At 31.9% G+C, this 12,645-nt stretch carries 11 protein-coding genes; 2 read left to right on the top strand and 9 right to left on the bottom strand.

The features are described 5' to 3' along the window. Both CAAU_RS02845 and CAAU_RS02850 read left to right on the top strand, forming a co-directional pair. A partial coding sequence (locus CAAU_RS02845; protein WP_192811170.1) for a UPF0236 family transposase-like protein occupies positions 1–281 on the top strand: 281 nt, incomplete at its 5' end. A gap of 154 nt (positions 282–435) precedes the next feature. Further along, complete coding sequence (locus tag CAAU_RS02850) at positions 436–2,340, top strand: ABC-F family ATP-binding cassette domain-containing protein (RefSeq protein WP_008907931.1); 1,905 nt, start codon at positions 436–438, stop codon at positions 2,338–2,340. Between the two features lie 6 nt (positions 2,341–2,346). Here the strand turns inward: CAAU_RS02850 and CAAU_RS02855 are convergent, their stop codons facing one another. From CAAU_RS02855 to CAAU_RS02895, 9 genes are all read right to left on the bottom strand, one after another. Beyond that, on the bottom strand, positions 2,347–4,560 hold the full coding sequence (locus CAAU_RS02855; protein ID WP_008907932.1) for an ATP-binding protein: 2,214 nt from the start codon (positions 4,558–4,560) through the stop codon (positions 2,347–2,349). 252 nt (positions 4,561–4,812) lie between these two features. Beyond that, on the bottom strand, positions 4,813–5,835 hold the full coding sequence (gene tsaD, locus CAAU_RS02860; protein ID WP_008907933.1) for a tRNA (adenosine(37)-N6)-threonylcarbamoyltransferase complex transferase subunit TsaD: 1,023 nt from the start codon (positions 5,833–5,835) through the stop codon (positions 4,813–4,815). A gap of 207 nt (positions 5,836–6,042) precedes the next feature. After that, on the bottom strand, positions 6,043–6,828 hold the full coding sequence (locus tag CAAU_RS02865; RefSeq protein WP_008907934.1) for a nitroreductase family protein: 786 nt from the start codon (positions 6,826–6,828) through the stop codon (positions 6,043–6,045). Between the two features lie 10 nt (positions 6,829–6,838). Further along, complete coding sequence (thiI, locus tag CAAU_RS02870; protein ID WP_008907935.1) at positions 6,839–7,975, bottom strand: tRNA uracil 4-sulfurtransferase ThiI; 1,137 nt, start codon at positions 7,973–7,975, stop codon at positions 6,839–6,841. Next, positions 7,972–9,111, bottom strand: coding sequence for a cysteine desulfurase family protein (locus CAAU_RS02875; RefSeq protein ID WP_008907936.1), 1,140 nt, complete (start codon positions 9,109–9,111; stop codon positions 7,972–7,974). Before CAAU_RS02875 ends, thiI begins: the two co-directional genes overlap by 4 nt. A gap of 12 nt (positions 9,112–9,123) precedes the next feature. Then, positions 9,124–9,807 carry a heparan-alpha-glucosaminide N-acetyltransferase gene (locus CAAU_RS02880; protein ID WP_008907937.1) on the bottom strand — a complete coding sequence of 228 codons (684 nt, stop codon included), beginning with the start codon at positions 9,805–9,807 and terminating at the stop codon, positions 9,124–9,126. A 13-nt stretch (positions 9,808–9,820) separates the two neighbouring features. Further along, a complete protein-coding gene (locus tag CAAU_RS02885; protein ID WP_008907938.1) occupies positions 9,821–10,399 on the bottom strand; it encodes a Uma2 family endonuclease in 579 nt (192 codons plus the stop codon). Positions 10,400–10,494: 95 nt separating this feature from the next. After that, positions 10,495–11,370 (bottom strand): sugar ABC transporter permease, encoded by an 876-nt coding sequence (locus tag CAAU_RS02890; protein ID WP_008907939.1) that lies wholly within the window; start codon positions 11,368–11,370, stop codon positions 10,495–10,497. Beyond that, entirely contained in the window at positions 11,367–12,641 is a 1,275-nt protein-coding gene (locus tag CAAU_RS02895; RefSeq protein ID WP_040305769.1) for a carbohydrate ABC transporter permease, read from the bottom strand. The genes CAAU_RS02890 and CAAU_RS02895 overlap by 4 nt, the downstream gene beginning before the upstream one ends. Positions 12,642–12,645 lie beyond the last annotated feature (4 nt).

Raw genomic sequence — 12,645 nt, forward strand, 5'->3', positions numbered from 1 at the left:
CGAGATTAAGCAGCAGGCCATTAGGATGGAGCAAGGAAGGATTAAAGATAATGGCAAAGCTAAGGGTATTTAGCAAGAATGGAGGAAATTTAAGGGAAATAAGTGTGTTTAAGGAAGATGAAAAAGCCTTCAAGGTAAGTAAGAAGAAAATAAAAGAAGCGATAAGAAAGATAAATAAATCTTCACGTGAAGTTATGAATAATATAACGATATTGAACATAGGGAAAGTAACGCCAATTTACAGGATATTAAAATCAATAAAATATGAAAATATAATTTAAGTTTTTTAAATTTAACAAACGCCTTGAAACTAGCTAATTTAAGGGGTTGTCTATAAAAATTAACCTACAATATCTTGACACTATCAGCAAATTATTTGATTTGAAAAGATGCCTTATATATTGTAAAATACCTTATGAAGGTTGAGGTGAAACTATGGTTATTTTAGAGGCACAAAATATATCAAAATCCTATGGTGTGGATGTTATTCTAAAGGACGTAAACTTTAAAATAGAAGATAATGAAAAAGTAGGACTTGTAGGAAAAAATGGAGCAGGTAAAACAACTTTGTTTAAAATATTATCAAAACAGCTTGAACCAGATAGCGGCTCTATTTTTATAAGCAGCGGCAAAACCATAGGACTTTTATCCCAAATCATAGATTTTGATGAAGAAAATACAGTGTTTGAAGAAGCAATTAGTGTTTTTAATAATATTAAGTCAATTGAAAAAAGGCTAAGAGAACTTGAAGTTCTTATTTCTAAAGAAACTGATTCTCTAAAACACAATATGCTTCTTGAGGAATATGGCACTTTAATGGAAAGCTTCGAGGGTTTAAACGGATATGCTATAGACAGTGAAGTAAAAAAAGTTTTAACTGGACTTGGAATAAAACAGGAGGATTTTAATAAAAAAGTTGTTTATCTTTCTGGAGGACAAAAAACCAGACTCTCTTTAGCAAAGCTTTTACTTAAAAAACCTGACATTATGCTTCTTGATGAACCCACAAATCATCTTGATTTAGATGTCATTTCTTTTTTAGAAAATTTTTTAAAGGAATTTAAGGGAAGCTGCATAATAATATCCCACGATAGATACTTTTTAGATGTGGTTACAAGCAAAACCTTTGAATTAATAGATGGAATCATAGAAGAATACAACGGCAATTATACATTCTTCATTAACGAAAGACAAAAACGGCTTGAAGAAAAACTTAAGGACTATGAACTTCAGCAAAAGGAAATTAGGCGCCTTGAAGAAATGATAGAAAGGTTCCGATCCTTTAACAGAGAAAAGAGCATAAAACAGGCTGAAAGTAAAGAAAAAATGTTAAACAAAATAGAAAGAATTGAAAAACCTAATTTGAAGGAAAAAAGTATAGGGTTAAAATTTGAAGTAAAAGTCCAAAGCGGCTTTGACGTCTTGACCGTTGAAAATTTAAAAAAGTCCTATGATAAAGTTTTGTTTGAGAATATTTACTTCAGCATTAAACGCAAAGAAAGGGTTGCCCTAATTGGTCCTAACGGTAAAGGGAAAACTACCCTTTTTAAAATAATATGTGGATTAGAAGATTATGATATGGGCTTTGTAAAACTTGGTAAAAATCTTCATATCGGATATTATGATCAGGAGCAGAATAATCTATCATTAGAAAAAACCGTCATTGAAGAGGTTTGGGATGAATACCCTGACCTTACAACAACACAGATTAGAAATTATCTTGCAGCATTTTTATTTACAGGAGATGATGTATTCAAACCTGTTTCATCCCTATCCGGTGGTGAAAGGGCAAGGTTATCTCTTTTAAAGATTATGTTAAAAAGGCCCAATTTCCTTCTTCTTGATGAGCCTACAAATCACCTTGATATATTTTCAAGGGAAGCCCTCGAAAGGGCACTTTTAGAATACGACGGAACTATATTTGCAATATCCCATGACAGATATTTTTTAAATAAAATATTCGAAAAAATCCTCGAGTTTGATGGACAATCTATTTGTGAATACTTAGGAAATTTTGATTACTATCTTCAAAAGAAAAACTCAAAAGATGAAGATATAATCTTTACTCAAGGAAAAACCAAAACACAAATAAGAGAAGAAAGAAAAAAACTCAACGAAATTAAAAGACAGAAAAAGGCTTTTGAGGAAGAATTAAAAACAATTGAATCAAAAATAGAAGAAATAGAAAATCATATAAGTAGTCTTGAAGAAATGCTATGCAAAGAAGAAATTTATTCTAATTCAGAAAAAGTAATTGAAGTTACAAAAGAATTAAGCAGGAGCAAAAATACATTAAACGAACTTTATAACAAATGGGAAGAGCTTATTAATCAAATATAGGCTGTCCTATCGGACAGCCTGAATTTTTTCTATGGCCTTTCTTAGCTCCTCAATTGAGAAGGGCTTTTGCATTATTTCATCCACATAAATTAAATCCTCTTCCTTTAATTTGCCAAGCCAACCTGTCATTAGAATAAAAAAGGTTTTAGGATATTGTTCCTTTATTCTTTTGGCTATCTCAACTCCTGTTATTCCCGGCATAGCAAGGTCACAAATAACAGCGTCAAAGCTTTTTGATTTTAGAACATGTTCTATTTCTCCATTATCAGTTACAACTGAACAATCATGACCTAATAAGCTTAGCATCTCATTGACAGCATTGGCAACATGGACCTGATCATCAATGATTAATATCTTTAAGCTATTGCTTTCGCTGCAACTTAATGTATTTTCTTTTTCCTTTACCTTAATCTCCCTTATAGGTAGTTTTATCGTAAACTCTGAACCGTAATTTTCTCTACTTTCAACCTCTATCGTTCCATCCATAGAAGTTATAATGTTATAAACAATATGAAGTCCTAAACCATTGCCCCTTTCGTTTTTAGTTGTAAAAAAGGGCTCAAATATCCTTGATAAAACTTCTTTGCTCATTCCTATTCCATTATCTTTTACTTTAATAACAACGTATTTATCCTCATTATAGGAATTTATTTCTATCTTTCCTCCGTTAGGCATTGCATCAACCGCATTTGAGATTAAATTTACAAAAACTTCCCTTACCTCCGTCACAATTCCTTCAACGAAAGCACCTGATTTTAAATCCAATAAAACATCTATTTTTTTATCTTCAACTTGAGCTTCATAGGCCCACTTAGGTTTAGTGATCTCTACTGAATGGATGATAGCCTTATCTATATCAACATATTCAACAACCTTATTTCTTCTGCTTGAAAATTCCTGTATTCTTTTTACTATTTTAGCTCCATCCTTCGCGCTTTCCTCTATCATGTCTAAATACTTAATAAGCTCATTATCGTCAATTTTATCTTTAAGAACCTGGACATATCCAAGGATAGGGGTTAAAATGTTGTTAAATTCGTGGGCAACTCCCCCCGTAAGCTCCCCTAAAGCTTGAAGTTTACTGGCAAGAAGCATACCATCTTGAATTTTTTTGTAGTTTTTAAACTGAAGTATCATTTTAGCAACTGTTTCACAAACTTTATATAAAAACTCCGCATTTTCATTTAAGGTGTTATTTACATCCCTCGATGCTAACCATAAATATCCAAAATTAATATCATTATATTTTATCGGCAATATTGCACAGGTAAATATATTATATTTATTCAATATTTCCTTAAACCTTTCTTCTACATCCTCGGTATTAATTAGTATATATTTTACTTTATTAAAGTATTTTTCTATTCTACTTTTTATTTGCTGCGTATAATAAAGTTCAATCATCTTTTCAGGAACATTATAAGCTATGATATCGCTAACCTGTTCTAAACTTGGGGACAAATCAACAAGACCGAAGGAGGCATAATTAGTATTGCATATATACTTTAGGGTGGTTTCGATTATTTCCCTTTCATCCCTTTTATAAGAAATTTCTGTGGATAAATTGCTTATAAATCCAAATATCTTATTCTCCCTTACTGATTTTTCCCTTCGTTTTAAGAAGGTATAAACTATGCCTAGGGTTTCCTCATAGGAAAAACTTACAATATCCTTATTATGAACAAATATTTCATTAATTACCTTGTATATGAAATTTGGATTTAGGTGGGTTATCGCAAAAAAGCCGTCAACACCAAATTTATCGATATTATATATTGAAAGTGCTGATACTGGATAGGATTTAAATATATCATCTAGTTTCTTTTCATAGTAATATAATTTATCCTCAGCATACTCGCTTTCAAAAAAACATTCCCGATCAGCTACAATAGCCACCCCTGAAAAACCTTCAGCTAAAGCTGATTTTATTGTTTCAACTAAAAGATGGGTATTAATGTAAACCTTTTTGTCAACAAAATAATCATAAGCAGAATCAATAACAAGCCTTCCACCTTCAACAAGGAAATTAAAATTATATCCGCACTGCTCCAAAAAAAACTCTAGCTCATTTATATTTTGATTGTGTCTATAAAAAATACACTTTTTATTGTTTCTAAGGGCCCAATCAAAATAAAGAGCTATAATATCGACAACATTATCATCATCTGAAGAAATTAAATGATATCTAACCCCATCCTTGAAGTATTTATCCAGCTCCATAAATTCCTCCTGATTCTACAATCTTCTACAAATATTTTACTAATAATCCCCTTACCTTATCAATAGACATTTTGTACAAAACGATAAAAAATAAAAATATTATGTAAATTATCCACACAATCCACAAACTTATCCACATAATTTTGTCTTAAATTTCAAAGGTTATAGGGATATTTTCCACATTTTCCACAGTAAATTTTCAACAAACCTAACATCTTGTCCACAAAATTCGATATGATCTTAACAGGTTTTCTACAATCTTTCCCCAATCTTAAGATTAGGAAAGGCATTTAATGAGAGCTGCGATTGTCTGCCGCTTTTGTATGAAAAATATCCACTTGATGCTATCATAGCTGCATTGTCTGTGCATAGTATATTTGACGGATAATAAAACTTTAATCCATTTTTCTTGCTTAAAATTTCAAGTTCTTTTCTTAATCTTGAATTTGCAGCAACTCCGCCTGCAAGGGCGATTTTATTTACGTTGATTTCCTTTGCTGCCCATATCGTTTTGTTTGATAGTACCTCCACCACAGACTTTTGAAAACTTGCTGCCACATCCTCCTTTTTAACTTCTATCCCCTGCATTTTCATTTTATTTAAATAGTTTAAAACAGCTGATTTTAATCCACTAAAGGAAAAATCAAAGGAATCCTCTTCTAAATAGGCCCTTGGAAAATCAATTGCGCTTTCATTACCTTCTTTGGCTAATCTATCTATTAAAGGTCCACCAGGATAGCCTAAATCTAAAGCTCTTGCTATTTTGTCAAAGGCCTCTCCAGCAGCATCATCCCTTGTTTTTCCTAATATCTCATAGGAATCGTAGCCCTTAACATATACAAGATGGGTGTGCCCTCCCGATACCACAAGGCATAAAAAAGGTGGTTCTAAATCCTTATGTTCTATATAATTTGCACAAATATGTCCTTCAATATGATTAACTCCAATAAACGGCTTTTTTGTCGAAAAAGAAAGACCTTTAGCAAAGGATAATCCAACTAAAAGGGCACCAACAAGGCCTGGGCCATAGGTTGCAGCAATTAAGTTTATATCATCTAATAAAACGTTTGCCTTATCAATGGCTTCCTTCATAATAAGACTAATTATTTCAACATGCTTTCTTGAGGCTACTTCAGGCACTACCCCTCCGAACTTTTTATGGATATCTATTTGCGAGTAAATTATATTAGATAAAACCTCCCTACCATCTTTTACCACAGCTACCGAAGTTTCATCGCAGCTTGTTTCAATTCCTAAAGTCAAAAATTCCTTCATTCGACCCTCTCCTTTAATGAAAACTATATATTTTCTATATAATACTAATTTATGTCGAAAGATTTTTCTACATTTTTCGTCAAAAAAATGCTGATTTTTACAAAATCTTAACACACAAAATCAAAAATGATGCTATAATATAATTGCGGCAACAAAAAAACCCCAACCCATTTACCCAATCAACCCGGGATCCCCCCGGGATTTTTTTTATTCCTTTTCGATTATACTAGTTATATAGATACCTCCTTCTTTTTCTTTGTTTGCAAGCCTCTTAAAGTTTAAATTAATGTCGAAATATCTGGCAGCAATATTTAAGTGTTGAAGGGCTATCCCTGCATCAATTCTATTCATTTCAATCATGTGAAAAATATTTTTGGAACTTTTAATATACATATCGATAACATTTTGATTCTTATAAAATCTCCAGGGCTGGCTATTCATGGCTGAAGGTGAAAGCCTTACAGCATCCATTATAAACCTCCAGGTATTATCAAAATCCCCAAAACAAAACTTTTCTAATTCCATTCTTCTTTTAGATCCTATAATAAGCTTTATATAGTCAGTTGCATCCTTAGGATAGCCAAAAGCCACTACAATAACTGGCTGATGGCTATCCTTCATTTTAATTATCTTTTTTACATTTTTCTTATCGTATAATCCCCCAATATAACATGTTCCAAGTCCCATCTCAGTCATTTTAAGCACGATATATTCCAGGGCATAACCCACGTTTTCAAGATAGCCCTCCTTTATCTCTGAAGTTGCAATTAAATAATGGGGTGCAATTATTTTGCCATAGCTTCCTATAACTCCTTTTAGTAAATCTAAAAATTGGCTTCCATCTTCAACAAGATGCAGTTCCATATCTATGTTATATAATTTTGGGTGTCTAGATGTAAGCTCATAAACTTCTTCAAGCTCTGCAACTGTAATTGGTTCATCTTGATATTTTCTTACTGATTTTCTCTTAAATATGGCCTCATATTCCCCCATAAATATCCTCCTAAATATTAATAATCTCAACATTATTTACAGCATCATCAATTAAAGCCTTAATATCTAATGCTTCTTCTGATTTCTCAATATCTTGTAATCTTGGTTTTGTCTTTGGATGTTTTGGAACAAAAATAGTGCAGCAGTCCTCATAAGGAAGTATTGAGATATCATATGTTCCTATTTCCCTTGCGATATCCATAATATCCACCTTATCCATTCCAACAAGCGGTCTAAATACCGGCATCGAAACTACACTGTTTGTAACAAACATGCTCTCTAAAGTTTGGCTTGCTACCTGTCCTAAGCTCTCGCCAGTTGCAAGGCAAAGAGCTCCTTCTTTTTTTGCTATTTCCTCGGCAATACTCATCATGAATCTTCTCATTATTATTGTAAGTTCATCCTCACGACATTTTTCTATTATCTCCATTTGGATCTTTGTAAAGGGAACTACATATAATTTAAAGGAACCTGTGTATTCTGATAGTTTCTTTGCAAGGCTTATTACCTTTTCCTTTGCCCTCTCGCTTGTATATGGGTGGCTATGGTAATAAACCCCTACAAGTTCAAGACCTCTTTTGGCAAGCATGTATCCTGCAACCGGGCTGTCGATTCCTCCGGATAAAAGCAATACACCTTTGCCTGCACTTTTATAGGGCATACCCCCCTGACCTTCTAAGTAGTTTGAATAAATATATGCATCCTTTCTTATTTCTATCATTAAAGTAACTTCCGGATCATGAACATCAACGGAAATATCCTTTATATTTTTTAATATTGCTCCTCCAACTTTTTTAGAAAGTTCAAGGGAGTTTAATGGGAAACTTTTATCCTGCCTTTTGCATTCCACCTTAAAGGTTTTAAAATTAATTTTTTTCATATGATCAACTGCAGCTTCGCATATTTTTTCAACATCCTTTTCAACAACCGTTGCCTCTGCCACACCTAAAACTCCAAATACTTTTCTTAGCTTTTCTATTGTTTCATCGGTGTAGTTTTCTATTATAATTCTCCCAGACTCTTTTATTATATTTGCTTCCTTTCCTATTCTTTGCCTTATATTTCTTATTAAAAGGTCCTCAAAGGTTTTCCTATTTAATCCCTTTAAGGTTATTTCACTAGAATACTTTACTAAAATCTTTTTCATCTTTTGAACCTCCTCAAAAATTTTAACAAGTTCTTTAATGCGTCGATCGTTTTATCAACCTCTTCCAATTCATTCATGTGGGAAAAGCTAAACCTTATTGTTCCTTCAACTTCTTTTTCATTAAGTCCTATTGAAGGAAGAACATAGTTTCTTTGTCCAACCCTTTTAGCTGAACATGCTGAACCAGTAGAAACATAAATTTCATAATCCTCAAGGCCATGTAAGAGAACTTCCCCTCTAACCCCTAAGAAGGATACGCTAAGTATATTATCTATATGCTTTTCATCCTGTGGGCTGTTTATTCTAATATCCTCAATCTCCTTTAGCCTTTCTATAAAATATCTTTTTATTTCCTTAACCTTTTTCATGTTTTCTTCAATATTATTATATGCAATTTCAGCAGCAACACCAAACCCTGCGATACCTGGAACGTTTTCAGTTCCTGACCTTAAATCCTTTTCCTGACCTCCACCGGTTAATAGGGATTTTAATTTTAAATCTTTTCTTATGAATAAAGCTCCAACACCCTTTGGTCCATGTATTTTATGGCTACTTAAAGATAAAAAGTCGACATCCAATTTTTTTACATCTATCTTTATCTTTCCTAATGCCTGAACTGCATCAAAATGAATCCTTGCCTTTTTACTCTTTGATCTTACTATCTTTATTATCTCCTCAACCGGCTGTATGGAACCTATTTCATTATTTACATACATTATCGTAACAAGCCTTGTATTATCTTTAATTGATCTTTCAAGTTCATTAAGGTCGATTATACCATCCTTATCAACAGAAAGATATGTAGCCTCAATGCCCTCATCCTCGAGCTGTTTTACAGCCTCTTTAACGCTTTTATGTTCGATGGAGGAAGTTATAACATGGTCTCCCCTTTTTAAAAGGCCCTTTAAAACAGTATTGTTTGCCTCTGTTCCACCTGAAGTAAAATATATTTCATTAGGGTCAGCGTTAATAAGCTTTGCTACCCTCTCCCTTGCAAGGCTTATTTTTTTCTCCGCTTCAATTCCAAGTTTGTGGGCAGAGGATGGATTTCCAAAGTTATTTATAAGGCAGTCTAAAACTTCATCAACAACTTCTTTATATGGCCTTGTTGTTGCACTATTATCAAAATATATCATAAGTATTCCTCCCTATTTTTGTAGATTTCTTAGTAAATAGATTATCCCTAAGAATACTGGCTGATGAATGATATATATAAAAAGCGAATTTCTACTTATAAATTCTAAAGCCTTAAATTCTCTATTAACATTAAAAAGCCTTCTCCCTTTAGAGTAAATGCTTTTGTAGGCTACTATACCTAAAATAAAGTAAGAAATATATGGGAATATAGGGAAATAATCAATTGATGCAAAGCCATTATAGTAGAGCCCAAAGGGTAATAGTAAAAAAGTATCAACAGTAATATTTTTAAATACATATCCTAAATAATAAGAAATAATTGCAAAAGGAATTAAAATTCTATTATTGAGTTTAGACAGCAAAGGATATAGCATCATGCTTACACCTAAAAAGTGGAGTATGCCAAATCTTACATATTCGTATTCTATAAAGATATAAGTTGCTATGGTAACTAAAATCCCTATCCCAAATACTCTTAATCCCCTTTTAAATGAGTTTTTGCTAAATCCGCTGGATATTCCAGCAACAAAAATGAATAGAAATTGTCCTATATTTGCTATAATTATCCAAAATAAACCTTCTAAATTAATATCTTTAGGCCAATAATACTTTATATCATATGCTAAATGATATATTAACATTATTATTATGGCTATAAATCTTAAAAGATCAAGTTCAAAAATTCTTTTTTTCATCCTTCCCCATCCTTTAAAATTTAAAAATTTCACCTACATTTATACTAAAGTCTTCAAATATTTCCACTTTAGCTATATCTTCCTCTCCATAAATTTTAGGTTTTCCATATTCTCCGTTATTATTAAGCAAAAAAACTATAACTATTTTTTCGATGGGATTTACTATCCAATATTCCTTTACTTTAAATTTTTCATATAAGTTTAGCTTTTTAATATAGTCTATTGATGCAGTTGAAGGAGATACTATTTCTATAATCATATCCGGGGCACCCTTACAACCCCTTTCATCAAGTTTAGATTTATCACAAATTATAGATAAATCCGGCTGAACAACAGTATCAGCCTCATCCTCCCTCTGTCCTTCTTTTATTAACCTTACATCAAAGGGTGCTGCATAAACCTTGCATTCTTTGCCCAAAAGAAAATTTGAAAATATCCTTGAAAGATTCATGGAAACTTCTTGGTGAATTCTTGATGGCGCCACCATATTATAAACATAACCATCTATAAGTTCAACTCTTTCACCCTCAGGTAAATTTAAGTATTCTTTATATGTCATCTTTGTTTCAATTCTCTTAAATGCTTCACCCATAACACCAACTCCATAATCATTGTTTAATTTAATATTACATAAACAAGGTATTTTTAGCAATAGAAAAAGGGCTACCATTAGTAGATAGCCCTTTATTATCCTTTAACTGCTCCTGATGAAAGTCCTGTTATTATGTGCTTTTGTAGATATACAAACAACAATGTAATTGGAATTGCAACAAGTATCGCTCCTGCTGCAAAGGTCGTAAATTTAGTATTTGATTGTCCAGTAACCATGGCATACAATCCCATTGCTAATGTTTTCTTATCAGCTGTTCTTAAAACAAGATTTGGGAATATAAAGTCCATCCATGGACCTATAAAGTTAGTAAGTGCAATAAAAACAATAATTGGTCTTGCAAGTGGAAGTATTATCTTTGTAAATGTTGTAAAATTGGATGCCCCATCTACCCTTGCAGCCTCATCTAGGCTCTTGGGTATTGAATCAAAGTATCCTTTTATAAGCCATGTATTATATGGCAATTGTCCTCCTGCATAAACTAAAATTAAACCCCAATGAGTATTTAGGAGATTTACTTGCCAAAGAAGAACATATAAAGCAGTCATTGCAAGGAAACTCGGAAACATTTGTAAAACTAATATTGTAATTAAACTTGCTTTCTTTCCTTTAAACTTAAATCTTGAAATTACATATGAAGAGCTTGTCGTTAATATAACTGAAAGAATCATATTTGCAGTTGCAATTTTTAATGTATTCTTATACCAAATTGGGAAATCTGTCTTTGTAAATAATTCCTTGTAATGGATAAAAGTAGGATTTTTAGGAAACATTGTTGATGTATATAAGCTATCACCAGGATTTAAGGAGGATCCAACAATCCAAAGTATTGGAATTAATACTATTATGCTTATTAAAATCAATAATAAATATACAAATACCTTTAAAAGTATTTTCCCAAAAGTCAATTTCTTTTTAGGTTTTATATTCAAAGCTGCATCTAAATTCATCATTGTATCAAGTCCTCCTCTTTAAAGGATCTAGTTTGAGTAAATCCGTATGCAGAAATGGATGCAATTATAATAAATATTATAATTGAAACAACCGATGCCATATGGTATTGTTGTTGGTTTAATGTCAATTTATATATCCAACTAATTAAAATATCAGTATGCCCCGCATATCTATAGGATGGATTAACAGGTCCACCATCTGTTAATAGATATATAATGTTAAAATTGTTAAAGTTATATGAAAAACTTGTTATTAAAAGTGGTGATGTTGCATAAAGAACCATCGGTAAAGTAATATATCTAAATTTTTGGAATCCAGTCGCTCCATCTATGTCTGCGGATTCGTATAATTCCTTTGAGATATTAGTTAATATAGATGACATTAATGCCATAAAATATGGTGCACCAAGCCAAATATTTACTATAATCAATACTATTTTTGCTAAGCTGGGATCTGTCAACCAATCAACTCTTTGAAGTCCTATAATTTCAAGAAAATCATTTATAGGACCAGGTCCTGAAAACATAAGTCTTAATACTAAAAGAGAAATAAAACCTGGAACTGCATAAGGTAGTATAAATATACTTCTCCAAAGTCTTTTAAATTTAACTTCAGCAGAATTTATCAAAAGGGCCAAAAATAAACCACTAAAGTAGCTTGTTACTGTTGCTAATATAGCCCAAATCACAGTCCATACAAATACGCCGTAAAAAGTTCCACTCCATATTTCTAATTTAAATAGATCTCTAAAATTACTGAATCCAACCCAATTTAAAAGTGCCCTTGGTGGCAGTCGATATGGTCCTGAAAAATCAGTAAAGGCAACAAGTATAGAAAATATAATTGGAAAGGCAACAACAAATAAAATAAATAAGGCAGCAGGTGCTAATATAATAAATGGGAAATTTTTATCTAAGACATCATGCAAAGTAGTCTTTTTAATTTCTATTCTTTCAGCATTTTTCTTGGCATCAACTATATTTGATACATATATTATTATTAGTATTGCTAATACAAGAAGAGCAATAATTCCCTGTAACATTAAGAATAGTGAATGGTCATAAACTGCCTTACCATTAACGTAATGGAATTTAATTTCACCTAATGTAATAAGTCCCCATAAGGATTTTCTAAAGTATGGAATTCCAAAAATAAGGGCTATAATTTCAATTAGGGCAAATATAGTCCCCTTAATATATTGTTTATTGTAAAATTGACCCAATCCCATAAATAGAAGGGATAGCCACATCGCTTTTTTTTTCTTTTCCATCATT

It is taken from the genome of Caloramator australicus RC3, assembly GCF_000297115.1.
GTDB lineage: Bacteria > Bacillota > Clostridia > Clostridiales > Caloramatoraceae > Caloramator > Caloramator australicus.

Bases quoted from the DNA above. Each gene is read 5' to 3' on its own strand.
- tsaD (WP_008907933.1), bottom strand. From the start codon at position 5,835: ATGAAGGAATTTTTGACTTTAGGAATTGAAACAAGCTGCGATGAAACT.
- CAAU_RS02895 (WP_040305769.1), bottom strand. From the start codon at position 12,641: ATGGAAAAGAAAAAAAAAGCGATGTGGCTATCCCTTCTATTTATGGGA.
- CAAU_RS02890 (WP_008907939.1), bottom strand. From the start codon at position 11,370: ATGATGAATTTAGATGCAGCTTTGAATATAAAACCTAAAAAGAAATTG.
- CAAU_RS02850 (WP_008907931.1), top strand. From the start codon at position 436: ATGGTTATTTTAGAGGCACAAAATATATCAAAATCCTATGGTGTGGAT.
- thiI (WP_008907935.1), bottom strand. From the start codon at position 7,975: ATGAAAAAGATTTTAGTAAAGTATTCTAGTGAAATAACCTTAAAGGGA.
- CAAU_RS02885 (WP_008907938.1), bottom strand. From the start codon at position 10,399: ATGGGTGAAGCATTTAAGAGAATTGAAACAAAGATGACATATAAAGAA.
- CAAU_RS02875 (WP_008907936.1), bottom strand. From the start codon at position 9,111: ATGATATATTTTGATAATAGTGCAACAACAAGGCCATATAAAGAAGTT.
- CAAU_RS02880 (WP_008907937.1), bottom strand. From the start codon at position 9,807: ATGAAAAAAAGAATTTTTGAACTTGATCTTTTAAGATTTATAGCCATA.
- CAAU_RS02865 (WP_008907934.1), bottom strand. From the start codon at position 6,828: ATGGGGGAATATGAGGCCATATTTAAGAGAAAATCAGTAAGAAAATAT.
- CAAU_RS02855 (WP_008907932.1), bottom strand. From the start codon at position 4,560: ATGGAGCTGGATAAATACTTCAAGGATGGGGTTAGATATCATTTAATT.